We start from the raw sequence: 26922 nt of genomic DNA on the forward strand, positions 1-26922 counted from the left end.
GGTAGGGGTAGCGCGCTCAGGTGCATTCATACGTACGCCGACAGAACAATTTAGAAAGAAGACTCATGGATGGCGCGACGGCAAAGTTCGCCTCGGCAGGAAAAAAGAATGCGGAGCAGACTCAATATCCGTATCTGCTGAGGCGCTTTTCGCCGATCGCCTGAAGGCGCGTCAGCACCGTGGAAAAGAGGAGGTAGATCGCCGCCGCTTCCAGGTAGAGCCAGAAAGGCTCATAGGTGCGCGCGGCGATCCGCTGCGCGCTCATGAACATCTCGAAAACCGTGATGGAAGACGCAAGCGACGTGCTCTTCACGAGCGAGATGAATTCGTTGAAAAGCGGCGGATAGGCAATCCGGATCGCCTGCGGGAGGATGATGAACCGCATGATCTGGAGGTAATTCATGCCCATGGAGGCGCCCGCGTCAAACTGTCCTTTGGGGACTGCCGCTATGGCGCCGCGAATCGCTTCCGAAGCGTAGGCGCCTACGTTGAGCGAGAAGGCAATGATCGCTGAAGGAAAGGCTTCGAGCGTAATGCCGATGCTCGGGAGCCCGTAGAAGATGACGAAAAGCTGCACGAGGAGCGGCGTGCCGCGAAAGATCCAGACGTAGAGGCGCGCGAAGGTCGAGAGCACTGGCACATTCTTCGTCCGCACGATCGCAAGGAAAAGCGCGATCGCCAGACCGAAGGCGAAGGAGATGAGCGTGAGCGGGATTGTCGCAGTGATGCCGGGAATGATGAGCTGAGTGAATGAATCCTCGAGGATTCCGATGATGCGGTCGTTCATGGGGGATTTCCCGGCATCCAGGCCGGATTGAATGGAGTCGGAGCAAGAAAAAGCGTTCTTCCGGGAGGATTGGCTCCTCCCGGTGAAGCGGGCTCAGTCTGAGACTGAAGCGAGAAGCATCAATCCTTCGTCACATCGGTGCGGAGGTATTTGAGGGAGATCCTTGAGAGCGTGCCGTCAGCCCTGAGCTCTTCGAGCGCCTTGTCGATTGCGGCCTTGAATCCGGGATTGCCCTTGCGGAAGGGGATTGCAATGCCGTTTCCTGAACGCGTGCGCTCGACGATCTCAATCGGCGCATCAGGCTTCTGGCTCAGAAAGTCGAGCGTCGACACTTCCGAATTGATCGTCGCATCGGCGCGCCCCGAGGCGACGAGCTGGACGGACTGCGAAAAATCCTGAACGCTCACGATTTCAGCGCCCGCCCTGCGGGCCTGATCCGCCCAGTCGGAGGTGACGGTCTGCGCGGCGCGCTTCGCCCTGAGGTCCCTGAGACTGCGGATTTCCTTATTGCCCTTCTTCACGATGACGGCGCCCGTGACGTAAAGGTAAGGTTCTGAAAAATCGTATTTTTCCTTGCGTTCAGGCGTAGCGGCGACCTGGTTCACGATGATATCGAAGCGGTTCGCGTCGATCCCGGCAATCATCGAATCCCAGGCGGTTTCGACGAAGCGCGGTTTGACGCCGAGCTTCTTCGCTACGGCTTCTGCGATCTCAACGTCAAAGCCCGTAAGCGTTCCCTTTTCGTCATGGTAGGTGTAGGGCGGGTAGGTGCCTTCGGTGCCGATGCGGATTTCTCCCGCGGCCTGGATTTTCTGGAGAAGATCTCCGTCAGCGGCATGGGCAGGCGCAAGGGGAAGGCCGAGCACGGCGAAGGTGGTCGTGAAGAGAGCGGCGGAAAGGAACGTGCGGCGAATGGAGGAAAAGATGGTCATGATGGATGTCCTTGAGAATTGGGGACCGGAAGCCCGGGCGGGAGCGTCAATAGAAAGGAATGGAATGCCCGGACCTCCGGAAAAGCGGATGGATTCAAATCAGCGCTTCGCTGCCGCGAAAGCGTCTTCAAGGTCCTTAATGAGGTCCCCGGGGTCTTCAATGCCGACGGCGACCCGCAGAAGGTTCCGGGTGATGCCGAGCTTCTGCTGGAGCTCGGGCGAATAGGATTCGTGCGTCATCGTGGCCGGGCGGCAGATGAGGGATTCGACGCCTCCTAAGCTCACGGCGAAGGCGAAAATGCGAAGGGCCTTCACGAACCGGTCGAGGTCGTATTGGGACTCATTGAAGCGGAAGGAAAGAACGCCGCCGCTGCCTCTCGCCTGCTTCGCCTGAATGTCATGGCCCGGATGATTTTTGAGTCCCGGATAGAAGACTTTTGCAGCGCCCGGGTGCGACGAGAGGAATTCCGCCACGCGCTCAGCATTGCGGTTGTGCTGATCCATGCGAAGGGGAAGCGTGCGGATCCCTCGGGCAACGAGGAAGCTGTCGAGCGGGTCGAGAATGCCGCCGAGCGCTTTGCTGTAAATTCTCAGGCGCTCATAGAGCGTGTCGTCGTTCAGAACCACAAAGCCCGCGAGGAGGTCCGAATGGCCGGCGTAGTACTTGGTGGCCGAATAGACGACGATGTCGGCGCCGAGGTCGAGCGGCTTCTGAAGGTAGGAAGTGAGGAAGGTGTTGTCGACGACGGTGAGAATCCCGCGGGCCCTGGCGGCTGCGGAAACGCGCCGGATGTCCGTTACGGTGAGAAGCGGGTTCGTCGGGCTTTCGATGAAGGCAAGGCGCGTATTGGCCGGCGCTTTCGAGAAGTCGTAGGTGTTGAAGTCGTCCACCACCTCGAATTCGATTCCGCGCTTCGCAAAGAGCTGCGTCGTAAAGAGCCACGTGCCGCCGTAGACGTCGCTCGAGATCAGAACGCGGTCGCCTTCTTCGAGGAGCTCGAAGACGAGGGCATTTGCGGCCATGCCGGAACTCGTCGCAAAGGCGTGCTTCGCGCCCTCGAGGTCCGCGACGAGCTTCTCAACCGACGCGCGGGTCGGGTTGGCGCTTCTCGAGTAGCCGTAGGACTGGAAGTGTTCGGAATCGGGCTGGATGAAGGTCGAGGAGAGATAGAGCGGATACGTGACTGCCTGGTGAGATTCATCCTTAAAACCGCCGTGAACGGCAAGCGTTGCGTATTTCATTTGAAATCCTTGGGTATTTTGTGAAAGAGGTACGTTTTTTCAGGGTGCAAAAAAGGCCGCAGGAAGAAAAAGGGGGTTCTTCGCTTCGGCCTCAATGCGTCGACAGTGCGGGCGCCGATCCGATCAGGAGCAGGAACAAATCACCTTCGTACTGAAAAGTGAGAAATCTGCCGGCGCTTGAAGCATTGAGGCTGGAGGCATGCACATTCGACAGGAAGCCGAAATGCGCGGACGGAGACAGCTGAAGGAGGTCATTGAGCGGCCTTTGCGTGCTTGCGGGTGGGGTGGTGAAGGAACAAAAAAAAGGCGTCCTTTGCGGGGACGCCTTCAAAAAAACTTTCTGATCTCTCGGGTGCGCGAGTTCAGGCCCTCATGACGAGGGGAATGCGCAGGGAGACCGGGCAGGCGTCGCGGCGGCTCTGGAGGCACATGGTGCACATCAGACACATGATGCACATCATTGCGAACGCGGAGACCATCATGACGTTTCCTTCCCAAAAAAGTTGACCAAGCATTGCCGGCGCGGTGAAGCATCCGGCGAGTTAGGGTTAGTCTCTACCTTCTTGCGTTGACTGTCAATAGTACTTATTGCTTAGCGAAAAGGAAGCCGGGTAATACATTAACGATTCCGCAATTCATTCGTCGAGCGCGGATTCGATTTTTTCGAGATTGCTCCTCATGCGCTCCAGGTAGTTCTTTCCGTCTTCGGCGGATTCCATGGTATAGATCGTTTCCACGCGGGCGCCTGCCTCTTGGGCGAGCGTTTTTGAAACTGCGGGGCTCAGGAGTTTCTCGGCGAAAACCGTTCTGACGCCGGCTTTCTTCAGCTCGATTGCAAGCTCTGCGAGCCGCTTCGGCGTGGGTTCTCCCTCTGCGAAAACGCCTTCCACGCTCTTCTGCTCAAGATTGAAGTCCCGGCAGAGATAAGCAAAAGCGGCGTGGCCGGTGACGAAGAAGCGCCGTTTGACATTCCTGAAGCGCTCCGAATACTGAGTTTTAAGGACGTGGAGCTTTCCCTTAAAAAGCGTGAACTGCATTCGGTACGCTTCGGCATTCTTCGGGTCCGCCTTGGCGAGCGCTTCGGCAATGTTCCTCGCTTCGATCTCTGCGCCCGAGAGGGAGAGCCAGAGGTGCGGGTCATCCGCGCCGTGTTCGGCAATTTCATCGGGATCTGAATTTTTGACGGGCACCGCTCCCTCAGAGGCGGTAACGAGCATCAGGCGCGGATTGTCAGCGGCAGCTGCGATTTTCTGCGCCCAGGGTTCCATTCCAAAGCCGTTCACAACGAGGACGCTCGCCGCTCTGAGAAGCTTTGTCGTCTTCACGGTCGGCGTGAAGTCATGCGGCTCCGCTCCCGGCGGAATAAGTGTCTCCACCCGGACAAGACTGCCGCCCACGGCCTTTACGAGTTCGGCCATGGCGTCAAAGCTCGCCGCGACCAGAATCGGCTGCTCTCCTTCTGCACGTGCCGGAAGCGCTGCAGTCAGCGCGAGCGCGCAGGCAGCCCCCAGTCCCACGAATTTTCTCCTCTGCATTTTGAGCTCCTTAAAATGAAATTGGAATCCATTCCCAATTTGATCGGCGACGCGTATACTACGCCTCCCATCGGGTTGTTTTCAAGGGGAGGGAGGAAGCGTCTGAAATGTCCGGGATGATTTCCATTTCGCATCTCTACTTTTCGTACACCGGAGGCGCGCCCTATCTGCTGAGGGATCTTTCCTTCGATATCGAGGAGGGCAGCTACGCCTCCATCATCGGCATGAACGGCGCGGGAAAAACAACGCTCATGCGCCTCGTTCTCGGTTTTTTGTCCCCATCTTCCGGCTGGATCAGGGTGGCGACGAAGGCGATCGGCTATGTGCCGCAGACGGATCCGACCTCCATGGCCGGGTTCCCCATCACGGTGGAGGAGCTTCTTTTCTCGTTTGCCTCAGCAAAAGGAATGCCCGGGAGCGATCGGGACGAAGCCGTAGAGGACGTGCTCGAAGCTGTCGGCATGGCCGGAATGAAGCGCTCCCTTTTCCCGAGTCTTTCGGGAGGCGAGCGCCAGCGCGTGCTGCTGGCAAGAGCGCTGCTGGGCGAGAACCGTCTTCTCATTCTGGATGAGCCTTCGACCGGCGTGGATCTCCGGAGCCAGCGGGAGCTTTATGCGCTCTTGAAAAGCCTGAACCGGCAGAGGGGAATCACGATCGTCGCGGTGGAGCACAACCTCGCTGAGGCCGTCGCCTCGAGCACGGAGCTCATTCACCTCAGGGACGGCCGCGCGCACATCTGTTCGCCGGCTTCCTATCAGGAGGAAGAGAAGAAGGAACTGGAACCGGATCGCAATGAAGGCTGATCATGCTTGAACTTTTTCAATTTGGATTCATGCAGCGCGCTGCGGCGGCCATTCTCTGCATGGCCGTGCTCTGTCCCGTGATCGGGATTTTCTTTGTTCTGAGGCGCACTTCGATGATCGGCGACACGCTCGCCCATTCCTCGCTCGCGGGCGTCGCCGCCGCGCTCGTTTTCGGCGCCAATCCGCTTGCGGGCGCCTTTCTCTTCACCGCGCTCTGCGGCGTGCTGATTGAAGCCATGAGAAATCTCTTTCGCGAGCGCACGGACCTGATTCTCACGGTTGTGCTTGCGCTCGCCGTCGGCACAGCGGTGACGCTCATTACTTCGGGGGCGGTTCAGGGGCGAGCGGAAAACTTTCTCTTCGGGAGCGTTCTCACCGTCACCGACGACGACATCCTCATGATCGGGAGCATTACGGCGCTTGCGCTCCTTTATCTGTCGCTCTCCATCAACGAACTCATCACCATCTCCTTTGATGAGGATTCGGCGAGGATCGCCGGCATCCATGTGGTCTTTCACCGGTATGCATTTGCTTTTCTCACGGCCGCGGCCGTTGCCGCCGCCATCCCCATCGCCGGCGTGCTGGTGCTCTCCTCGATGATTGCAATCCCGGTAGCCACGGCGCTTCAGCTCAAGGTCGGCTTTCGCGCGACCTTCTGGAGCGCCATCGGAATCAGCCTCTTTGATGCGGCGGCGGGCCTCGTGCTTTCAGCAGTCGTCAATGCGGCGCCGGGCGGTCTTACGGCACTGGTTTCTGTTGCGGTGCTCGCGCTCACGACGCTTCTGATGCGCGTCATTCCGGTTCTGCGGTGATGGGAGTGCTCCGGGCGCGCGTATCATTAAAGCTTCTTGAAGGAGACGGAAGAGAGCAGGAGATTCTGGCTATGCCCGTTCGATATTCGACGCGCCAGCGTGCAGCAGTCCTCGCTGCACTGCAGGCGAATGCCGGCAAGTACATGGGCGCCGAAGAGGTGGTGGAGGCGATTCGACAGGGCGGGGCGGCTGTCGGCCGCACAACGGTCTATCGGACGCTTGAAACGCTCACCCGGGAAGGCGTTGTGCGGCGTTTCGTTCTGGACAAGCGGACGCCCGCTCAATACGAGTATCTCAATGACCCGGGCGCGGCCGAGTACCACGTTCAGTGCCGCAGCTGCGGCAAGCTCTTTCATCTTCGCTGCTCGGAGATCGACCGCATGACGGCTTCGCTCTCGAATCATCTCCTTGAGGACCACGGCGTGGAGCTCGATCTCCAGAGTTCCGTCATTCAGGGACTCTGCAGCGACTGCAGAGCGAAAGGTCAGGCTTCGGCATCAACGCCTTCCTCCGGCGTAAACTCCTCTCCTTCCTGACCGGATGCCTTGGAGGGCGCCCGAGCGACGGCGCTCTGCGTCCGGACATCAGGGTTTTCGTTTTGCTTGAAGGAGAGCCGGGCATTCTGCTTCCCGGAGCTCGATTTTCTCAACCGTCATGATCTGCAATCTCTGCCCAAGGCGCTGCAATGCCGACCGTTCCTCGGCAGCCGGCCTGAAGCGCAGCATCTGCCGCGCGAGCGACGATATTGAAATAGCCCTCGTGAGCCTTCACGCCTGGGAGGAGCCCTGCATTTCCGGGAAAACGGGTGCGGGCACGATCTTCTTCTCTCACTGCAATCTGCGCTGCTGCTTCTGTCAGAACTACGAAATCAGCGCGGGCGGGAAGGGCCTCCGCGTGTCGACGGAGCGGCTCTCGGACATTTTTCTTGAAGAGGCCCAGCGAGGCGCAACCTGCATCGAGCTCGTGACGCCCGGCCACTACACGCGGCAGATTGTTGAGGCGCTCGAATCCGCGAAGGCGCGCGGGCTCGCTCTTCCCGTCGTCTGGAATTCAAACGGCTATGAGCTCGCGGAGTCCCTCAGGATGTTGGACGGCTTGGTCGACATCTTCATTCCGGACCTCAAGTATTTCGACAGCCGCCTCGGGGAAAAGTATTCGGGCGTTCCGCACTACTTCGAATACGCCTCAAAAGCGATCGAGACGATGTTCAGCATGACGGGCCCGGCCGTCATCGGCGAGGACGGCCTCATGAAGCGCGGCATGATCGTGCGGCACCTGGTGCTCCCCTGGCAGTGGCGCGACAGCTGCAAGTGCCTCTCGTGGCTCCATGACCGGTTCGGCGACGACATCTACATTTCCGTCATGAATCAGTACATGCCGATCTTCAAGGCGTGCAGGCACCCGGAAATCAACCGGCCGCTCACGACGCTCGAGTACCAGAAGGTCATCCGGCACGCCGAAGAGATCGGCATCACGAAGGGCTTCATGCAGATCGGGAAGACGAACGAGGAAAAGTTCATTCCGCACTTCAACGGCGACCATGTGCTTCCGGAAGTGATGCCCGGGTAAGGGAAAGCGGGATGAAAAAGGCGCCTGATCCCGCAGATGGGAAAAGGCGCCCTAAATGCTTGTCGGGAGCCGGGGCTTTCAGCCGCCCGGGCTCCCTGATCGCACAATCAATCAGTCCTTGTTCTTGCGGTTCTTCGCGGGAACAACGGCTTCGATGTCGACGGTGCGGATCACGAAGAGCTTCTCAAGAAGTTTTTCGGCCGTGCGTTCGGCTTCGGCGATGAGGCCGAGGTTGAAGGCCTCGAGTTCGGCGAGCGCCTTCGCGCGGTCGACTTCATAGAGCTCGAGCACCTTCGCTTCCATGGCTTCCTGACGGACCTTCGCATCGGCTTCAAAGTCGGCCCAGGTCTTCTTCACGATCGGGGCGAGCTTCGGGTAGTCCGTCATGGCGAGCGTCTGCACGCGGCGGAACTTCCAGTAGGCGGAATCCGCCTCGCCCTGGTCGGTGCCCTTCGTCCACGATTCGGGGGAGCGCGAAAGACCGGCATAGAAGGGAAGGAAGACGGAGAGGTCGGCCATGCCCATGGCGACGTAGATCACTTCGCCGAGTTCCTTCGGAAGCCACGGACGGACCTGAAGAACATGCGCTTCGTACGTGCGGAAGACGCTGATCGGGCGCCAGGGTTCGTCGCCGCGGAGCCCCTGGGAATAGGGGTCGTGTTCGGTGCCTTCGAAGTGGTCGCGCATCATGGCCTTCGCGTCCTCAACCGTCACCTTCTTTTCCGGGACGAGGTAGACCGGGAACGTGCGGCCTGCCTGCGGGTCCTGAACGAGAGAGGGGTTGAAGTACTTCTGCATCACCCAGACGCGCGGGTCGTTGTAGATGCGGTCGCGGTCGTCGTCGCGCGTATAGGCCTTAGAGAAGTTGAAGGCGCCGTCCTTTTCAGGGTTGTAGAGACCCTTTTCGATCGCGAACTCCACGAGATTCTTCGAAGCCATCATGTCGGACGACTCGGGGTCGTAGTCCTGGAAGCGCCCCTGGTTGCCGGAAGCGAAGTACTTCTCAGCGGGCGTTCTCTGGGCAAGCCACTGGTGGCCCGAACCCGTTTCGAGATACCAGACTTCGGACTGGTCGACGAAGGCGACGCCGAAGCCTTCGCCGGCGCCCTTTTCCTCAATGATGGCGCCGAGCGTCATGGCGCCTTCGCGGGCCGTGCGGCAGCGCGAGAGGAGCACGTCGGCGATGTCGTCCTCGGTAATGCCCGTTTCCTTCACGTAGGGGTCGACGGCAAGGGCGGCTTCGCTCGCAAAGATCGATTCCGTGCCCGTGAGGCCGAGGCCCGCTTCATTGAAGCCCGCGGCGCCGTGAAGCTGCGTCTTCCAGAAGGGAATCGTCGTGAAGGCGAGGGAATTTTCAGGGAGCGGATACGTAAAGTCGTTCACGCCGCCGTGGGCCTTCGTGCTGTAGATGCCCTTCTGGCCCTGGCGGGCAGGGTGGTGTACGAAATGCTGCGCTTTGATGGCGGCGCTGTCGGCGCTGCGCGCAACGATGAAGGAACCGTCGGCAGTGGCTTTTTCACCGGCGATGAGACTCGTGCACATGTATCTATTCCCCTTGTTTTTGAGAGAGGCCGCGGCCGGGAAGATCCGGCTTATCCGGCCCCGGATAAGAATAGGGAGAAGTGTATAGAGGATCGCCCGGGGAGAGTATTCAGAAAAGCGCGGAGACCCGTCTTCCGCACCGACTAAAATTGCAACCATTATTGGCTTCAAAACGCGGACGCCTTCGTTCGGATCGGACGCCCGGCGACCAGAGGAAAGGGAATCATGCGCATCGGCTCCAATTCGACCGGCTTCGTGAGGCTCGGAGCGGCTTCCTTCAGAACGCATCCGGGCGAACCCCTCGCCAACGCCCGCGAAATCGAAAGGGTTCTTGAGGATGCGGGCCGCGCGAAGACAGACCTCCTGGTCCTTCCGGAACTCGCGCTTACGGGCTACACCTGCGGGGATCTTTTCCTTCGCGCGGGTCTTCTCGGCAAGGTGAATGAAGCGCTCGGGCTGGTCCTTAAAGCCTCCCGCAGGACGCCTGAAATGGTGGTTCTCCTCGGGCTTCCCTTGCTTTCCGAAGGTCAGCTCTACAACGCCGCGCTCTTCCTTCAGAACGGACGCCCGCTTGCTGCCGTGCCGAAGAGCTTTCTCCCCAACTATCAGGAGTTTTACGAGGCGCGATGGTTCTCCCCTGCGGCCGATGCGCTTTCGGATTCGGTTGAAGTCGCCGGCATGCGGATTCCCTTCGGCACCGACATCATCGTCGAATCGGAAAGCGGCATCCGGGCGGCAGCCGAAATCTGCGAAGACCTCTGGGTGGGCGTTCCGCCGGGCGCTCGCCACGCTGCCGCGGGCGCGAACGTCATCGCGAATCTCTCCGCCTCGAACGAGACCACGGGGAAGGCGCGCTTCCGGCGCGACCTCGTCCGCATGACGAGCGCTCGGGAAATTGCCGCCATCGTCTATGCGTCTTCGGGCGAAGGCGAATCCACGACGGATTTGGTCTTCAGCGGCCACAAGATCATTGCTGCGGGCGGGCGCATTGCGGCTGAGTCCATCTGGAAGAGCGGCATCGTCTCGGCAGAGATCGACCTCGAGCGAATCGAGCTCGAGCGGGTGCGCTTTCGCACGATGAAGGAAGGGCTCCCGAAGGAAGCGCTCAACTACCGCCGCGTCGCCGCAGAACCCACCTATGCCGCCAAATCGCCGCTCTGGCCCGCGGCGGTCGATCCCATGCCCTTCGTGCCAAAAGGGGAGGAGCGCCGGAATGAACGCTGCCGGGAAATTCTGGGTCTCCAGGCGGCAGGGCTTGCCGAACGGCTCGTGAAGACCGGCATCCGCCGCGCCGTGATCGGGATTTCAGGGGGACTCGACAGCACGCTCGCGCTTCTCGTCGCCGCGGAGGCTTTCGACCGGATCGGCCGCCCGAGATCCGACATCCTCGGCATCTCCATGCCGGGGTTCGGCACCTCCGAAGGCACGAAGGAAAGCGCGAGGCGCCTCATGGAAGCGCTCGGCATTGAAAGCCGCACGATAGACATTCGTCCGGCCTGCCGGCAGCATTTCGCAGACATCGGGCACCCGGAAGACAGGTACGACGTGGTCTTTGAAAATGCGCAGGCGCGAGAGCGCACGCAGATTCTGATGGACGTCGCCAATGCGGAATCGGGCCTCGTGGTGGGCACGTCCGACATGAGTGAGCTCGCCCTCGGCTGGGCGACCTTCAACGGCGACCACATGTCGATGTATGCCGTGAACGCAGGCGTCCCGAAGACGCTCGTGAAGCACCTCGTCGTCACGGAAGGAGATATGCGCCCGGAACTCCGGGATATTCTTCAGACCATTGCCGAAACCGAAATCAGCCCCGAACTTCTTCCCCCCGATGCGCTGGGGCGCATTCAGTCGACCGAATCGACGATCGGATCCTATGCGCTTCACGACTTCTTCCTCTTTCACCTGATGCGCTCGGGATTTGCGAGGGAAAAGATCGTCGCGCTCGCGAAAATCGCCTTCAGCGGCACTACGGCTGAAGAGATCGACCGCACGGCAGAGACTTTCTTCAGGCGCTTTTACGCGCAGCAGTACAAGCGTAGCTCGATGCCTGACGGCCCCAAGATCGGCTCGGTTGCGCTCTCGCCCCGCGGCGACCTGAGGCTCCCGTCGGACCTCGGCCGCATTGAGTAGATTAGCGGCAGCGCCGCTCTGCGCGGATTATTCCTATGCATTGAGTGAAGACGCCATCTGTTGAATAAAAGTATTTAGTATTAATACGATTGATAAAATTTAATCTACAGACAAACGCTATGAATACGTATTTTTTGGTCATTCATTGACATGAACCGCGTCGTGTAAAGAGTATGGATGAGTAAAATTTACTTATTGTCACAAACGGTCTGAAAGACATTTTGAGGCACTCACCCAACAGAACCCACACTATAAGGACCAACTCATGCTGGGCATTTTTCTGGTTGTCGCGAGCGTCATACTGGCGGCGTATCTCGTCATCAAGCGCTACTACGCGCCATGGGCGCTGCTCATGGTCGGCCTTCTTCTTCTGATCTGCGTTTCGATCATTTCGGGGGCGCCCCTCATTACCGGGAAGAAGGCGACCCACAGCGCGGTCTTCGACATCGTTCAGGTCTTCACGAACCTGCTGCAGAGCCGCACGGCCGGCATCGGCATGAACATCATCTGCGTGGGCGGCTTTGCGTACTACATGGACAAGATCGGCGCGACGAAGGCGCTCGTCAACATCTGCATCAAGCCCCTTTCCTACATTCATGCGCCCTACGTTCTTCTCGGCGTCGCGTATCTGGTAGGCCAGCTTCTCAATGTCTTCATCCCGTCCGCCGTCGGCCTCGGCATGCTCCTCATGGTGACGATCTATCCGCTTCTCGTTGCGGTGGGCGTGTCGCGCCTTTCGGCTGCTGCCGTGGTCGCCACGGCGAGCTGCCTCGACCTGGGTCCCGCCTCGGGAAATTCGCTCCTTGCGGCGGAAATCTCGAATCTGCACGTGATGGAATTCTTTATTGAGAATCAGCTCCCCGTCGGCATCATCACGGCCGCTGTGATTGCGGTCGGCCACGTGGTTCTCGGCAAGTTCTTCGACAAGCGCGATCTCGCGAGCGGGCGGCTCACGCAGGACGACTTCAAGCTCAGAACCGAAGTCAAGAAGGAAGGCGCGGCGGCACAGCCCGAGGCTCCGATCTACTACGCGATCCTTCCGATTCTCCCGGTCGTTCTTCTTTTCGTCTTCTCGAAGCTCGTCTATGCCGGCATTCGTCTTGAAGTCGTGACGGCCATCCTCTCCTGCGCGCTCGTCGCCTTTGTGGTCGATCTCCTGACGGTGAGGAACCTGCGCGAATGCACGGACCGCACGAAGGCGATGTTCAACGGCATGGGAAAGATCTTTTCCTCGACCGTTCTTCTCATCGTCTGCGCGGAAGTCTTCGCCGAAGGCTTGAAGCGTTCGGGCGGCATTGACACGATTCTTCAGAGCGTCGCGCAGATGCAGGGCGCGGGCGGCGTCACGATGCTCCTTGCCATGTTCCTCATCATGACGCTCGCCGCATTCGTGACGGGTTCGGGCAACGCGGCCTTCTTTGCCTTCTCGCCGCTCCTGCCGCAGGCTGCGCAATCGGTTGCCTGGAGCACGGTGACGATGGCCGTTCCCGTTCAGCTCGCGAGCGGCATCGCCCGCTCGATGTCCCCGATCGCCGGCGTCGTCATGGCGGTGTCGGGCATTGCTGAGGTTTCGCCCTTCGAGCTTGTCCGAAGAACGATACCCGTCATGGTCTTCGCGCTTCTTGCCACCTTCCTCGCGTCGGTTGTCATTCTCTAAGAAAACTATGACGGGCTGAGATCGCCTGAGGCTTCTCCCGGCATCTCGCGATGAATGTAAGCGGCCGGTTCCATGGTTTAGAGTGGGACCGGCCGTTTGCTATGGAGCGGAGGTAGAAATGAATCCACAGTCGAGCGTAAAACGCGTACCCGGTCGCCAGGGCTCGAACAAGAGCGCTCAGCGGACGGATGCTCTTATGAAGTCAATATCTGACTCTTCTCCCGAACGGGTAGGAGCAGATCGGGAGAAAAGACGCGCGGCGGTTGATCCCAGCGGTCCCGAGGTCGCGGCACTGAGCGACGGGAAAAAGATCGGGAAACCGACCTTTAATGAGTTCCTGCTTTCCATGCCGAAGGATGATCGGGAATTTGAATGGATCCAGTTGAAGGTGAAGGAAATCGAATGGTGATCCGGGAGTGAAAGTCAAAGGCCATGTCGGGAATTCCCCGATGACGATGGAATTTTGAAGCTTTGGAATCATGACTCCGGAAAAATTCCGGAGTGATTCTGCATTTTTTCTTCTGCTTCCGCTTTGCATTGACTCTGAAGTAAGAGGCCCCGGCTCCAAGGACTTAAGGGAATACAGATGTACCTTCCTCGAACTGTCGAAAAAATAATTCCGGAACTTTCAAAGCGCTTCAAGGTTGTCATGCTTTCCGGAATGCGCCAGACAGGAAAAAGCACGACGCTCAGGCACCTCAAGGAGCCGAGTTGTGGTTACGTGACTCTTGAGAATCTGGACGCCCTGGATCTTGCCTGGAACTCTCCGAAAGCTTTCTTCGAGGAGCATGAGCTGCCTCTCACCATTGATGAAATCCAGCGCGCCCCGAATTTGTTCCTGACCATCAAGCTTCTCGTTGATCGTGAGGAGAAAAAAGGCGGAGTCTGGCTTTCCGGTTCTCAGAAATTCGTGCAGATGAGGGGCGTCGGCGATTCTCTTGCCGGAAGAATCTATGATCAGCAGCTGATGCCGCTCAGTCTTTATGAGCGGGCAGGGAAAGGTCTGGAGCAGGAACCGTATTTCCCGGATGCTCAGAAAAAAGCCGGGCTGCCCGATGAAGACGCAGATCGGATCTGGAACATCATCTGGCAGGGCGGATGGCCGGAGGCGCTTGAACTTAATTCGGAGGAGCGACATCGCTATTTCAATGTGTTCATCACGACTTTCCTCGAAAAGGATGTCGCCGGCATCTGGAATGTCGGGAAGCTCTCCGCCTATCAGCGCTTCATGCAGGGACTGGCGCTGAGGACCGGGCAGGAACTTCGAATCGGACAGCTCGCGCGGATTGCGGACGTGGATGAGTCGACCGCAAAACGGTGGCTTTCCATTGCCGAGGCGAGTGGTCTGGTGTATCTGCTGAGGCCGCTCGCAGGAAACGCCGGGAAGATGCTCACGAAATCCCCGAAGGTCTATATGACCGATGTCGGCCTGGCGGCCTTTCTCTGCCGAAGGACGACTCCCGCCGAACTGAAGGCGGATATGAATTCAGGCGCATTCTTTGAGACGTTCGTCATCACGGAAATCCTGAAGAGCTGGGTGCATAACGGCCGCGTGCCGGATTTCTACTTCTACCGGGACCCCAAAAGGCAGAAAACGATCGATTTGATCATCCATCACGAAGGATGCTGGCATCCGGTCGAAATTAAATCGACGAAAACGCCGCACCTTGAAATGGCAAAGAATTTTGCGGTTCTCGACAAGATGGGTCTGAAGAGAGGACTGGGCGCGATCATCTGCAATATGGCGGAGAAGAAGCGGTTCCTTTCCGATGATGTGATCGCGCATTCCATCTTCGAGATTTAACCGTGGGGACTCGCGCTGGTGGGGCCTGGCTGCCTCTCAGAGGTGTCACGTCCAATAAAGAAGACGACCGGTTGATTTGTTCATGGGAAGCTCATGATTAGATATTCCCATTCTCATTTATGGCGTTAAATCGCAGCAAAATCAATGGGGAGCTTACGAATTTGATGCAATATTACAGAGTTTTTGTAATATTCGATAAATTTGATCAAATTTGCCGTTTCCCGTCATTACGGCTCATCGCCCAGGCACTATCAGACGATGAGCGGCCGGTCAGCTGTTGAGAGGCTTCGCGCCTAATAAAGAAGCCGCCCGGCCGATTTTGGGGAATCGACCGGGCGGCCCTTCAGAACTATTTTTTCAATGCGTCTTGTTCAGGCTTTCTCCTTCCATCAGCGCGTCACAGGAACCGAACCGTATTCAGAATCCGAGAGGCCGGTCCAGCGCGAGCGCATGTCGCGGCGCACGACTTCCATCAACCAGAAGCAGAATGCGTGACCGAAGAACTCGGAGAAGTGTTCGGCAAAAGGCTGATCCCAGGGAGCAGGCACCGTGCCCATGAGCGGCATGATGACGACGTGGAAGGCGAAGTAGAGAATGATGCCGTAGAGCGCACCCTGCCACTTCTTGATCCCGGCCCAGTACTCCGCGATGCAGCAGTAGAGCATGGCGAAGAAGATCGAGAAGCCGAAATGAACGACGAAGCTCACGATCGGACGGGGATTCCCTGAGTACTCGTAGGTTGTGTGCGTAAATTCAAAAGAGAACCCGAGCTGCTGCAGAAGCTCCTGCGGCGGGTTCGTGGCGTCGCGAAGCGGCGTGCGGGGCGGGAAGGGGACCTCCCAGCCGAATTTGGCGAAGGCGACGACGATGCCGGCGACGAGGCCGAGGAGAAGGCCGAGAATGATCTTGTCCCGGGTTGAGGTGGGCGCTTTGAGCTGCATGGGTAATTCCTTTCAAGAATTTTTGACTTATGCCGCGGTGCGCTGAAGGAAATCGGGCTTTTCCGAGAGAAGTCCGGGCGGCGTCCGCGGCGTGCGAAAGGAACTTTATTCCTCTCTTTTCCCCTGAAAATCAGCTTCCTTGCGGTGATGCCCGGGGGACTCAAATGTCTTAGGACTTTTCGAAAACGCGCGTTTGACGCGCATCAATGGTGGTAGGAAGCCCGTCAAGCAGAATCCTCGTCATGAGAAGACTGAAGCCCCTTATTTCCACTTTTGCCGCGTTCCTTTCGGTGATCGCTCTCCTTCCGGCTGCGCTGGCCGCGTCGGCAGGATCGACCGATGCTTCACCGTCTGCCGCTCCCGAAGCCTCACCCGCAAAGCTTCGCGTAACAGTGCTCCTTTATTCGCGCCCCTGGAAGGACTACGACTTCATCGTGCGCTCGATGGAGTATCTGAAGAAGAACTGGCCCGGGCTCGAGCTCACCTTCCGGTCGCTCCCGCATATTCCGCTTCGCGAGGAGCTTCGCCGCGGAAATGCCGACCTCGTGATCGCGAGCTCAAGCTTCTTCGCGATGGATCCGACGGAAAAGGTCCGCCCGCTCGCGGCTTTGGTGAGCCCGCGCGCGAAAGACCCCAACCGGTCGTCTGCGGCGGTTGTGGTGGTCCGCTCCGATAGGAGTGACCTCGTGCGCCTGAGCGACTTGGGAGGCAAAAGAATTGCGGCCCAGACGGAGGAGTGCGAACTCGGCCTCCACTACGTGGAGCATGAAATCGCCAAAGCCGGCTTCAACCCGGACGGGTTTTGGTCGGTGCGCCGCGATGAGCCCGGGCAGATGCGGAAAATCCTTGAGGATGTGCTCGCAGGCCGCATCGACGGCGGAATTCTGCGCGGGTGCTTTCTTGAGGATCTCGGTGAAAAGCGGATTGCCGAAATCGGCTCAAAGCTCCGGGTGCTCAATGCCCAGCCCGTCGACGGTCTCGCGTGCCTTCATTCCACAGTGCTTTATCCGGGCATCATCCTTGCGGGAACAAGCCCGCTCGGCGTTGAGCATGCGCGGCGCGTGACGGCGCTTCTCCTTTCAATGCCGGTGGATGAGGACGGGAGCTACTGGGGGATTTCGACCGACTTCACGCGGACGGACCAGATGCTCGAAAGCCTGAAGCTAGGGCCCTATGAGTATCTTCGCGAGTGGACTTTCCGGCGCGTCTGGAAGGAGTATCCGTCCGCCGTTGTCTGCAGCGCGATTCTGGTTGCGGCGCTTCTTTTCTACGGCGTGATTCTGCGGCGGCTCGTGAGAATCCGCACGAGGGCGCTTGAGGACGAAATCGAGGAGCGCCGCAGGCTCGAGCGCGAGGCCGCACAGGCCAATGAACAGATCAGCGCCATGCAGCACGCAGGCGCTGTCGGGCAGATCTCAAGCATCATCGCGCACGAACTGAAGCAGCCTCTCGAAGCCATTCAGAATCTCTCGCGCGGCACGATGAGAAGCCTCGAGGACGTGGACGACGTTCCGGCAAGAACGCTCGACGCGGTCGCAAAAATCCGCACGGAAGCGCTCCACGCGAGCGACATTGTCGACCGCGTGCGGGAGTACGGCAAAGGCAGGAGAAGAGCGGAGGCGCTTTCCGTCGCGGAAGCCGTCCGCGAAGCCTTCCGGCAGTTCCGGGTGAGCCGAAGGGCGAAGGGCGCGAAGCTCTCGCTCGATCTTTCCCCTCAGACGGATGGACTCCGGGTGCGCATGGATCCGCTCGATCTGCGGCTTGTGATCGTCAACCTCCTCGCAAACGCCGTGGATGCGGCTTCAAAGAGCCCGTCCCCGGAAGTGAGGCTCGAGGTTGCTCTCGCATCCGATCGAAAAACGATAGAAATCCGCGTTGAAGACAACGGCCCCAGGCTCTCCGATGAGGCCTATGTTCATCTCGGCCTCACGCCCGGAAAGTCCTCAAAGGCGCAGGGGCTTGGTCTCGGCCTCATGATAGTGAAGGCGCTCCTTGAGGCAGCGCTCGGGAGCATCCGGTTTGAGCGGATTGAACCCGCGGGGCTGAGAGCCGTTGCGTCGCTCCCGGCGGAAGAAGCTAAGGAAAACGAAAAGGAGAAAGCCTGATGGCTCAGATGAAACGCCTCCTTGTGAGAATTGTCGACGATGACCCGGCGGCGCGCGACAGCCTTGCCTTCATGCTCGAGGAGGAAGGCTTCGACTGCGCGGCTTATCCGAGCGCTGAGGATTTCCTTAAAGGGGATGCGCCTTCCGTTCCGGGCTGCGCGATTCTCGACGTCCGCATGGGAAAAATGAGCGGTCTCATGCTGCAGCAGGAAATGATCCGCCGCGGCATCACGCTCCCCATTGTTTTCCTATCCGCGCACGGCGACATCGACATGGCGGTCGACACCATGAGGAGCGGTGCGGTTGCCTTTCTGAGAAAAGGCTCAGACCGCACGCGGCTTCTTGAGGCCATCTGGTCGGCTATTGAGCGAGCTGAAGGGGCCGAGCCCGAGGATGCCGCGAGGGAAGTTGCGAGATGGCAGACGCTTACCGACCGCGAGCGCGAGGTGGCCGAAAGAATTGCTGCCGGGCTTCTCAACCGGGAAATCGCCGCCGAACTCGGCATCTCGCCCAAGACCGTGCAGGTCTACCGGGGCGAGGTTTCGAGAAAGCTCGACGTGCGCGGGGCCGCGGGCGTCACAAGGGCGGTGAGGAGAATTGAGAAGATCCTTGCGGGGAAATAGTCAATGTTCGCGGATGATCGGAAGTGGTAGTCACAGACAGTTTCTCTACTGCCGCGGCACATTGCTCTTCAGCAGAAAAAGAAACGCCGGCCCGAAGACCGGCGTTCCCGAACAACCCCGCTTTCGCGGGGAAACCAGAAATATCAGGAAAGTACCTAATAATCTAGTGAAACACCCCTGCAGAGGAGCAGGGAAATCAATACTTTACAGCAAAAAACAGGCCCCCGAAGGAGCCTGTTTCAAATGAGCTGTCAGCTTTAATTCAAGCTATCAGCAGATTTCGCGGATCCAACCCTTCGGAGCTTCAATGGCGCCGTCCTGGATGCCCGTGAGGGTCGTGCGCAGCTTCGTGCACACTTCGCCCATCTTGTCCATGCCGGACGGAATCATGATGTCGCCTTCGTGGGTGTGGATGAGGCCCACCGGGGCGAGCACCGCGGCCGTGCCGCAGAGGCAGCATTCCTTGAAGTTCTTGATCTCGTCGAAGCGGACCTGGCGTTCGACAACCTTGAGGCCGAGGTAGTGTTCGCCGACGTAGACGAGGGAGCGGCGGGTGATCGACGGAAGAATCGAATTCGACTTCGGAACGACGAGCGTGTTGTCCTGATCAACGAAGAGGATGTTGGCGCCGCCGGTTTCCTCGACGTAGGTGCGGGTCTGCGGATCGAGGTAGAGGTTTTCGGCGTAGCCGTTGCGGTGAGCTTCCATCGTCGGATGGAGGGACATCGCGTAGTTGAGGCCCGCCTTGATGTCGCCCGTGCCGTGCGGGGCCGCGCGGTCGAAGTCGGAAACGCAGAGCTTCAGGGGCTTCACGGCGCCCTTGAAGTATGCGCCCACCGGCATCACGAAGACGCGGTAGAGGTAGGAGGGAGCCGGAGCAACGCCGATCTGCGGGCCCGAGCCGATCATGAAGGGGCGGATGTAGAGCGAGCAGCCGGTGCCGTAAGGCGGAACCCACTGGGCATTGGCGCGGACGACTTCGTCGATCGACTTGAGGAAGAGCTCCTTCGGAAGGGGCGGCATCTCAAGACGCTGGGCGGAGTTGTACATGCGCTCGGCATTCATGTCCGGACGGAAGGTAACGATCTTGCCTTCCTTCGTGCGGTAGGCCTTCAGTCCTTCAAAGCAGCTCTGGGAGTACTGGAAGACGCAGGCGGATTCGTAAAGGTGAAGCTTCGGATCCTCAACGAGGCCGTCTTCGGTCCACTTGCCGTTTTCCCAGGTAGCCTGCCAGCGATATTCAGTGGCGGTGTAGCCGAAGCCGAGCTTCGACCAGTCGATGTCTTTTTTGGGTTCCATTTTATTTTTCATCCACTTTTTGCTGAGCTCCCGGCATCGCTAGTGAAGCCTGAAGCCCCGAAAGAAACTTTTTCCCCGGAAAGCCTTCGGGCTTCCGGGCAGGAAAAATCCTAACACCCTGATTCGAGCGGGAAAGCGCCGATCCTAGGCGTTTCCGCTTAGCCGATTGGATTCAGAACGAATTCACTGGAAAATTTTGCGTTTATCCGTTTTATTCTGATGCTTATCCATGTATTTCAATGGATTCACTTGAGATCCCTCTGAAAATTGCATGAGAGCGCGGCATTTGAAAACAGTATTTCGGGTTCACAGAGTGAAACCATTCGATTCGACATCGTACGGATAAGGGTATACACTATGCTCGTTTTTACCCATATCGGTATTTTGCTCTTGGAAAAAGGAGGTTTTCAAAATGAACCGCATGTTTACCCTTGGTGTTCTGGCTGTTCTTTCCGCTTCCGTTTATGCCGCCGGCGGCAGCATGAACGGCATGGCCGGCATGGATCACTCCGGTCATATGGGAATGATGCAGGGCGAAAGCACCCAAACGGCTCAGCATGCCGTGGCTGCGAAGGGCGTCGTGAAGTCGGTCGACCTGAAGGCAGGGAAAGTGACGATCAGCCACGAACCGATTCCGGAACTCAAGTGGCCTGCGATGACGATGCGCTTTACCTTCCGCGATCCGAAGCTTGTTGAAGGCGTCAAGGCGGGCGACAAGGTGAACTTCACCTTCCTTCAGGAGGGAACGCTTTCCGTTCTTCAGACGCTCTCGCGCTGAAAGAGCCTCCTTCATCCCGGAGCCGCATTGTCTCGCTCCGGTCGTCCATAGAGAAAAAAAGAAGGCCGCCATGTCTGAAGCCTCGCAGAAATTCCGCATTCTCCCCGTTGTTCTCGCGCTTATTGCCGGTCTCGCCCTGGGCGGAGCCGGCGTGATGCTTTACATGAAGCATGAGAGCGCCGGGACGCCGCAAACGGAAGCGCCGCTTTCCGCCGCCTCCGGGAAAAAGACGCCGGAGGGCGTGGAGCTTGCCGAGCCCGATGCCGACGGCCGCCATGTGCTTTACTGGTACGACCCGATGAAGCCCGATGCGCATTTTCCGAAGCCCGGGCCCTCGCCCTTCATGGACATGGACCTGGTGCCGAAATATGCCGACGAGGGGGCTGAGACGGCTGCAGGCGATGCGCCGTCCGTGTCTGTATCGCCGGCCGTAGAGCAGTCGCTCGGACTCCGGACGATGCGGGCAGAAGAGGGAGAACTCCGCAAAGAAGCAAGGCTCGCCGCGGAGGTGGTCCTGAACGAACACGACTATGCCGTCGTTCAGGCGCGCTCCGGAGGCTTCGTCGAATCGGTGTCGCCCCTTGCCGTTGGGGACCCCGTGAAGGCGGGCGAGATCCTCGCAAAACTCACCATTCCGGGGTGGACGGAAGCGCAGACGGAATACCTCGTGCAGCGGGAAACCAATGCGCCTCAGGGGGCGATTGAAGGGACGCTGAGGCGCCTGAAGCTCCTCGGCATGCCGCAGAAGGACATCGACGAGCTCATCCGCACGCGCCGCGTGAAGACCGTCTTCACGATTGAGGCGCCGATCAGCGGCGTCGTGACGGCGATTTCGATGCGTGCCGGCATGAATGTGAATGCCTCTCAGACGGTTGCGGAAATTGAGGGCATCGACCCCGTCTGGGTCGTCGCTTCCATTCCGGAAGCCTATGCGCGGGATGTCGCGAAGGAAGGAACAAAATTCAGCCTCACGTCCGACGCCTTCCCCGGCGAATCCTGGAAGGTCCTCTCCGAGGCGCTTCTCCCCGGGGCGGATGCCTCAACACGGACGCTGAGACTGCGCCTTCAGGTTGCGAACCCCGGCGGGACGCTGCGCCCGGGCATGACGGCCGTCCTTCATATTGATGCGCCGGGCGAAAAAGGCATTCTCATTCCCCGCGAAGCCGTGATCGACGACGGCCGCCTGACGCGGGTGATCGTGAAGCGAGACGGGCGCTTTTATCCGACGCCGGTTGCCGTCAAGGATGCCTCAGGGAGCACGGCCGCCGTCTCGGGAGTGAATGCCGGCGACGAAATCGTGCTTTCCTCCATCTATCTCATTGATTCGGAAGCGTCGATCTCCGGAGCGCTCGAGCGCCTCAAGTCTCCGGCTGAAAAGGCCCCGGCTGCAGCCGATGCTGCTGGGATGACCATGGAGAGCGGGAAATGATCGCGCTTATTAAAGCATCGGTAAAAAACCGCTTTCTCGTCCTCTTCTTTGCGCTTCTCCTTGCCTTCTGGGGCGCAGTTACGATCATGCGCACGCCCGTCGATGCGCTCCCTGATCTCTCGGACGTTCAGGTAATCATCAAGACGGACTATGCCGGGCAGGCGCCGGAGATCGTTGAAAATCAGGTTACCTATCCGATTTCAACGGCCATGCTCTCGGTCCCGGGAGCCGCGTCCGTGCGCGGGTTCTCTTCCTTCGGGACGTCCTTCGTCTACGTGATCTTTGAGGACGGCACCGACCTCTACTGGGCGCGCTCGCGCGTGCTCGAGTCGCTCTCGGGCCTCACGGGATCGCTCCCTCAGGGCGTTTCGCCCGAGCTCGGCCCCGACGCCACGGGCGTCGGCTGGGTGTATGAATATGCGCTCGTCGACCGTACCGGAAAGCACGACCTCGAGTCCCTGAGGGCGCTCGAGGACTGGGTGCTCCGCTACGACCTCAAGACGATTCCGGGTGTAGCCGAGGTGGCGAGCGTCGGCGGCGCAGTGAAGGAATTTCAGATTCTCCCCGATCCCGTGAAGCTCGAGCAGTACGGGGTCACGATCGGCGACATCAGGACGGCGCTTTCGCGCTCCAATTCCGAAATGGGCGGGGGGTCGGTGGAGCTTGCGGGCTCCGAAGTCATGGTGCGCGCCCGCGGGTACCTGAGGACGCTCGACGACTTCCGGCACATTGTTCTGAAGGCGAATGCCTCGGGCGTGCCGACTCTGCTTTCCGATGTGGCGCAGGTCCGCACAGGGCCTGAAATGCGCCGCGGCATTGCTGAATTAAACGGGGAAGGCGAGGTCGCGGGCGGCGTCGTCATCATCCGCAAGGGCGCGAACGCGAAGAAAGTCATTTCCGCCGTGCGGGAGCGGCTCGAGGAAATCAAGCCCGGTCTCCCCGAAGGGGTTGAGATCGTTCCCGTCTACGACCGGAGCGACCTCATCGACCGCGTCATTCACAACCTCACCTCGAAGCTCATCGAAGAGGCGATCGTCGTCGCGCTCGTCTGCGGCATCTTCCTCTGGCACTTCCGGTCCGCGCTCGTCGCCATCATCACGCTTCCCCTAGGACTTTGCTTTGCCTTCATCGCCATTCATTTTCAGGGGATCGAGGCGACCCTCATGTCGCTCGGCGGCATTGCGATCGCCGTGGGCGCGATGGTCGACGGCGCGATCGTCATGATCGAGTCGGCCCACAAGAAGATCGAGGACTGGGAAAGGGACCATCCGGGCGAGAAGCTCGAGGGCGAGCCCCGCTGGGCGCTCATCACTTCGGCCGCCACTGAAGTGGGGCCGGCGATCTTCCTTTCGCTTCTCATCATTACGCTGAGCTTCATTCCGATTTTTACGCTCGAAGGCCAGGAGGGACGGCTTTTCGGTCCGCTCGCCTGGACGAAGACCTGGTCGATGGCGGGCGCTGCGCTCCTTTCGATCACGCTGGTTCCGGTCCTCATGGGCTACTGGATCCGCGGCCGCATTCCGCCCGAAGAGAAGAACCCCATCAACCGGGCGCTGATTGCGGGCTACAGGCCGCTCCTTGCAGGAGCGCTCAGGTTCCCGAAGACGACGATCTGCGCTGCGGTGCTTCTTCTCTTTACGGCGCTCTATCCGCTCGAAAGAATCGGCGCGGAATACCTTCCGCAGATTGCCGAAGGGGACATTCTCTACATGCCGACGACATTGCCCGGCGTTTCAGCGGGCGAAGCGGCGGCAATCCTTCAGACGACGGACCGCCTCATCAAGTCGGTCCCCGAGGTGGATTCTGTTTTCGGCAAGGCGGGGCGCGCCGACACGGCAACGGACTCGGCGCCGCTCGAAATGCTTGAAACCACGATTCACCTCAAGCCCGAGAGCGAGTGGCGTCCGGGCATGACGATGGAAAAAATCATCGACGAGCTCGACAGCCGCGTGAAGCTCCCCGGGCTCGCATCCCTCTGGGTGCCGCCCATCCGCGCGCGCATTGACATGGTTTCCACGGGCGTCAAGTCGCCGATCGGGATCCGCATTCAGGGGCCGAGCCTCGCGGTCATTGACGGCGCTGCCAAAGCGGTCGAGGAAGCGGCGAGAAAGGTGCCGGGCGTTCAGTCGGCCCTTGCTGAGAGGCTCGAGGGCGGGCGCTACGTCGACATCGACATTGACCGCTACCGCGCTGCCCGCTACGGCATGACGATCGGGGACGTTCAGGACTACATCTCGTCGGCCGTCGGGGGCGCCATGGCAGGCGACCTCGTGGACGGCGTCGCGCGCTATCCGATTTCGATCCGCTACCTGCAGGCGGAAAGAGGGACGCCGGAGGCGCTGAGGCTCCTTCCCGTCATTACGCCGTCGGGGCAGAGAATTACGCTGGGTGATGTCGCAGAGGTAAAGGTGACCTCGGGTCCCTCGATGCTTAAAAGCGAAGGCGGCCGGCCCGCAGCCTGGATTTATGTCGACGCGCGCGGGCGCGACATGGCTTCGGTGGTCGACGACCTCCGGATGGAAATCGCGAAAAGCGTGAAGCTCCCGGCGGGCGTCACCGTTGCCTTTACGGGCCAGTACGAAATGATGGAGCACGCGAAGTCGCGGCTCCTCGTGGCGGCCCCCATGACGGTGCTCATCATCTTCGTGCTGCTCTACGTCTGCTTCAGAAGGCTTTCCGAGGCGCTTCTCATCCTCACGACGCTTCCCGTTGCGACGGTGGGCGGACTCTGGCTTCTCTACCTCATGGGCGACCGCTTCTCGGTGGCTGTCGGCGCGGGCTTCATTGCGCTCGCCGGTCTTGCGGCGGAATTCGGCGTCGTCATGCTCGTCTACCTGAGGCACGCCGTGGCGGCCGACCCTTCGCTCGGGAATCCGAAGACCTTCAGCGTTGAAGCACTCGACCGCGCCATCGAGCACGGGGCGGCGCTTCGCGTGCGGCCGAAGTCGATGACGGTTGCCGTCATTCTTGCGGGCCTGATTCCGATCCTCCTTTCGACGGGCGCTGGATCCGAGGTGATGAGCCGCATTGCCGTTCCGATGGTGGGCGGCATGATTACGGCGCCGCTCCTTTCGCTCTTTGTGATTCCGGCTGCGTGGAAGCTCATCATGCTGAAGCGCAGAGCTCTTTAAGTTATTAACAAAGCAATGATTTAGTTGACAAATGGTGCTATAGACGGTTCGGTGTCAGGCCGCCTGTGCATAGAGGGTACTCTCATTCGTAAAACAGGCGCGAATAGGGGCCTTCTGACTTTTGAAAGTGGAGGTGATCTCCTTTGCGTGCTCGAGCGTTTCTTCGTGATTCTTCGGCCCTTCACCCGCAGACTCGTTTTGAGCTGACGATTCAGAAACTCATCGGGGTTCAGTTCCGGCGAATACGAGGGAAGGAAGAAGAGTTCGATTTCTTCCTTATGAGCTTCGCACCAGGCGGCGACCAGCTTTGCGTGGTGAATCCTGCAGTTGTCGCAGATGACGAAGAGCTTTCTGCCCTTTCCGCCGTAGTCCTTGATGAGACGATGCAGGAAGCGTACGAATGAATACCGGCGCACGGCGCTTCGCTGAAAAGCAAAAGCCGACAGCCCCTGATTGTTCACGGCCGAGATCATGACGGGAGCGCCGTAGCAGGCGCGGCGATCATGAAGGATCGTCGGCGTCTTTCCGCGCGGCGCGTAGCCTCGGATCCAATTGGTGTCCTGCTGAACCGCGGTTTCATCTTCCCAAAAAAAGGTGGCCTTCTCTTTTTTTGCGCGTTCAGTAATAGCCGGATAGTCCGTTTCAAGCCAGCGCTGAACCGTGGCATCATCCTGCTGAATCGCTTTCTTTTTCGGACGTTGAGGCGTTATGCCCCATGAACGCAAGTAATTGCGTACGGTCGAGAGGGCGAGCTGTCTGCCGAACTCTCGGTAGATGAGCTGGCGCACTGCCTTGGCTGTCCACAAGGCAAAGTCAAACTTCAGCTGCGCCGGGTTCTTATCGACAATCCAGTTGGCAACCTTCTTTGCTTCTTCATGGCTGAGCACCCGCATTCCTTCTGCAGATGCCTCACTCATGCCTCGCTTCTTGCCGGCAACGGCGCTGTCAAAGCCTTCGGCCTGGTAGACCTGGATGATCTTGGTAACCCATTGGCGGCTCAATCCAAGTCTGCGTGCGATTTCAGCGCGCTTTACTCCATCACGGAAGTAAATGACGCAGCGGCGGCGAAGCTCCAGCTGGGCTTCAGGAGTGGTCTTGCGACCGTCGAGAGTAGTGGTAGATTTGTCTTCGTAATTCATTTATCAATTATAGCGTAGCCAAAACCTTTTGTTAACTATATCGATGCTGTGTTAATAATGCCACTGACGTAAAAACGAATGCGATGCCGACCACTGTTCCTATGTTGTTGCCCTGGAAAATGCCGACAGCCAAACCCGCAACACCTAGTTTTTCCAGAACATCAGCGATGCGCTTCACCACTGCACGTTTTTGCGTCTCTGTTAAATTCACGTCGTCTCTCTGTATGTCTCTGCATTTCATTATACGAAAGACTGCAAGCTTCTCGGTCTCCTCGAAAGGCTTCCCGCTGGCAACGTTCCCAAGGGCCGCGTGGGACTGCTTCCGGGCAAGATCTTCTACACCATCATGAACGCAGGCTGGCTCGGCATGGGCCAGGGCCAGAGCGGGGACTCCCTCAACAAGAATCCTCAGGAATGGGAAACCTGGATGTTCGCGATGCGCGTGGTTGACGACGATGCCGCCGTCGGCAAGGACATGAAGAATCTCGGACGCTTCGTCAACGACCGCACGCCCGGAAATCTCGATCCGGACTACGGCACGAAGATCGAAGCCCTGAGAAACGTCCTGAGGTCCCGTCTCGCACGCGACTTCAACCTCTGATTCCACTTCTCAGGGCTGACGCACATTAATTTCTAATTTCAGCTGGAATCTTTTGATTTTCAG

General features: G+C 59.1%; 22 protein-coding genes. 14 read left to right on the forward strand and 8 right to left on the reverse strand.

Features of this window, described 5'->3' with window-relative positions; genetic code table 11:
- Positions 1 to 121: 121 nt before the first annotated feature.
- The 4 genes from Q0106_RS01125 to Q0106_RS01140 form a co-directional block, all read right to left on the reverse strand.
- Positions 122 to 787: an amino acid ABC transporter permease gene (locus tag Q0106_RS01125; RefSeq protein ID WP_297607765.1), complete on the reverse strand. Its 666-nt coding sequence runs from the start codon at positions 785 to 787 to the stop codon at positions 122 to 124.
- Positions 788 to 906: 119 nt separating this feature from the next.
- Positions 907 to 1719, reverse strand: coding sequence for an amino acid ABC transporter substrate-binding protein (locus Q0106_RS01130; RefSeq protein WP_297607768.1), 813 nt, complete (start codon positions 1717 to 1719; stop codon positions 907 to 909).
- Positions 1720 to 1818: 99 nt separating this feature from the next.
- On the reverse strand, positions 1819 to 2961 hold the full coding sequence (locus tag Q0106_RS01135; RefSeq protein WP_297607770.1) for a PLP-dependent aspartate aminotransferase family protein: 1143 nt from the start codon (positions 2959 to 2961) through the stop codon (positions 1819 to 1821).
- A gap of 635 nt (positions 2962 to 3596) precedes the next feature.
- The gene (locus Q0106_RS01140) at positions 3597 to 4496 is read right to left on the reverse strand and encodes a zinc ABC transporter substrate-binding protein (protein WP_297607773.1); all 900 of its coding nucleotides are present in this window, start codon (positions 4494 to 4496) and stop codon (positions 3597 to 3599) included.
- A gap of 107 nt (positions 4497 to 4603) precedes the next feature.
- On the opposite strand from Q0106_RS01140, the gene Q0106_RS01145 reads away from it, so the two are divergent.
- The 4 genes from Q0106_RS01145 to Q0106_RS01160 all read left to right on the forward strand — a co-directional run bounded on the left by Q0106_RS01145 (position 4604) and on the right by Q0106_RS01160 (position 7680).
- Positions 4604 to 5299: a metal ABC transporter ATP-binding protein gene (locus tag Q0106_RS01145; RefSeq protein WP_297607776.1), complete on the forward strand. Its 696-nt coding sequence runs from the start codon at positions 4604 to 4606 to the stop codon at positions 5297 to 5299.
- Positions 5300 to 5301: 2 nt separating this feature from the next.
- Entirely contained in the window at positions 5302 to 6111 is an 810-nt protein-coding gene (locus tag Q0106_RS01150; protein WP_297607779.1) for a metal ABC transporter permease, read from the forward strand.
- 71 nt (positions 6112 to 6182) lie between these two features.
- On the forward strand, positions 6183 to 6647 hold the full coding sequence (locus tag Q0106_RS01155) for a Fur family transcriptional regulator (RefSeq protein ID WP_297607782.1): 465 nt from the start codon (positions 6183 to 6185) through the stop codon (positions 6645 to 6647).
- A gap of 118 nt (positions 6648 to 6765) precedes the next feature.
- Positions 6766 to 7680, forward strand: a complete 915-nt coding sequence (locus Q0106_RS01160; RefSeq protein ID WP_297607785.1) for a radical SAM protein — start codon at positions 6766 to 6768, stop codon at positions 7678 to 7680.
- 111 nt (positions 7681 to 7791) lie between these two features.
- Here the strand turns inward: Q0106_RS01160 and Q0106_RS01165 are convergent, their stop codons facing one another.
- Entirely contained in the window at positions 7792 to 9222 is a 1431-nt protein-coding gene (locus tag Q0106_RS01165) for a C69 family dipeptidase (RefSeq protein WP_297607788.1), read from the reverse strand.
- Between the two features lie 225 nt (positions 9223 to 9447).
- Between Q0106_RS01165 and Q0106_RS01170 the strand changes: the two genes are divergently transcribed.
- The 4 genes from Q0106_RS01170 (at position 9448) to Q0106_RS01185 (ending at position 14813) form a co-directional block, all read left to right on the forward strand.
- Complete coding sequence (locus Q0106_RS01170; protein ID WP_297607790.1) at positions 9448 to 11352, forward strand: NAD(+) synthase; 1905 nt, start codon at positions 9448 to 9450, stop codon at positions 11350 to 11352.
- Positions 11353 to 11617: 265 nt separating this feature from the next.
- Positions 11618 to 13009: a C4-dicarboxylate transporter DcuC gene (gene dcuC, locus Q0106_RS01175; protein WP_297607792.1), complete on the forward strand. Its 1392-nt coding sequence runs from the start codon at positions 11618 to 11620 to the stop codon at positions 13007 to 13009.
- A 118-nt stretch (positions 13010 to 13127) separates the two neighbouring features.
- Positions 13128 to 13418, forward strand: a complete 291-nt coding sequence (locus tag Q0106_RS01180; protein WP_297607795.1) for a hypothetical protein — start codon at positions 13128 to 13130, stop codon at positions 13416 to 13418.
- 177 nt (positions 13419 to 13595) lie between these two features.
- Positions 13596 to 14813: an ATP-binding protein gene (locus tag Q0106_RS01185; RefSeq protein ID WP_297607797.1), complete on the forward strand. Its 1218-nt coding sequence runs from the start codon at positions 13596 to 13598 to the stop codon at positions 14811 to 14813.
- Positions 14814 to 15202: 389 nt separating this feature from the next.
- Here Q0106_RS01185 and Q0106_RS01190 read toward each other — a convergent pair whose 3' ends face one another.
- On the reverse strand, positions 15203 to 15754 hold the full coding sequence (locus tag Q0106_RS01190) for a DUF1440 domain-containing protein (RefSeq protein WP_297607799.1): 552 nt from the start codon (positions 15752 to 15754) through the stop codon (positions 15203 to 15205).
- A 242-nt stretch (positions 15755 to 15996) separates the two neighbouring features.
- Between Q0106_RS01190 and Q0106_RS01195 the strand changes: the two genes are divergently transcribed.
- Both Q0106_RS01195 and Q0106_RS01200 read left to right on the forward strand, forming a co-directional pair.
- Positions 15997 to 17859, forward strand: coding sequence for an ATP-binding protein (locus tag Q0106_RS01195; protein WP_297607801.1), 1863 nt, complete (start codon positions 15997 to 15999; stop codon positions 17857 to 17859).
- On the forward strand, positions 17859 to 18482 hold the full coding sequence (locus tag Q0106_RS01200; RefSeq protein WP_297607804.1) for a response regulator: 624 nt from the start codon (positions 17859 to 17861) through the stop codon (positions 18480 to 18482). The genes Q0106_RS01195 and Q0106_RS01200 overlap by 1 nt, the downstream gene beginning before the upstream one ends.
- 270 nt (positions 18483 to 18752) lie before the next feature.
- On the opposite strand, the gene Q0106_RS01205 is transcribed toward Q0106_RS01200, so the two are convergent.
- Positions 18753 to 19781 carry a branched-chain amino acid aminotransferase gene (locus tag Q0106_RS01205; RefSeq protein WP_297607806.1) on the reverse strand — a complete coding sequence of 343 codons (1029 nt, stop codon included), beginning with the start codon at positions 19779 to 19781 and terminating at the stop codon, positions 18753 to 18755.
- 412 nt (positions 19782 to 20193) lie between these two features.
- Here Q0106_RS01205 and Q0106_RS01210 point away from each other — a divergent pair, with 412 nt between their 5' ends.
- The 3 genes from Q0106_RS01210 (at position 20194) to Q0106_RS01220 (ending at position 25119) form a co-directional block, all read left to right on the forward strand.
- Positions 20194 to 20559: a copper-binding protein gene (locus Q0106_RS01210; RefSeq protein ID WP_297607808.1), complete on the forward strand. Its 366-nt coding sequence runs from the start codon at positions 20194 to 20196 to the stop codon at positions 20557 to 20559.
- Between the two features lie 70 nt (positions 20560 to 20629).
- On the forward strand, positions 20630 to 21988 hold the full coding sequence (locus Q0106_RS01215) for an efflux RND transporter periplasmic adaptor subunit (protein ID WP_297607810.1): 1359 nt from the start codon (positions 20630 to 20632) through the stop codon (positions 21986 to 21988).
- Positions 21985 to 25119, forward strand: coding sequence for an efflux RND transporter permease subunit (locus tag Q0106_RS01220; RefSeq protein WP_297607812.1), 3135 nt, complete (start codon positions 21985 to 21987; stop codon positions 25117 to 25119). Before Q0106_RS01215 ends, Q0106_RS01220 begins: the two co-directional genes overlap by 4 nt.
- 20 nt (positions 25120 to 25139) lie before the next feature.
- Here Q0106_RS01220 and Q0106_RS01225 read toward each other — a convergent pair whose 3' ends face one another.
- Complete coding sequence (locus Q0106_RS01225) at positions 25140 to 26258, reverse strand: IS630 family transposase (protein WP_297607814.1); 1119 nt, start codon at positions 26256 to 26258, stop codon at positions 25140 to 25142.
- 310 nt (positions 26259 to 26568) lie between these two features.
- Between Q0106_RS01225 and Q0106_RS01230 the strand changes: the two genes are divergently transcribed.
- Positions 26569 to 26859 (forward strand): hypothetical protein, encoded by a 291-nt coding sequence (locus Q0106_RS01230; protein WP_297607817.1) that lies wholly within the window; start codon positions 26569 to 26571, stop codon positions 26857 to 26859.
- Positions 26860 to 26922: the final 63 nt, after the last annotated feature.

It is taken from the genome of uncultured Sutterella sp., from assembly GCF_937923675.1.
Classification (GTDB): Bacteria; Pseudomonadota; Gammaproteobacteria; order Burkholderiales; family Burkholderiaceae_F; genus Sutterella.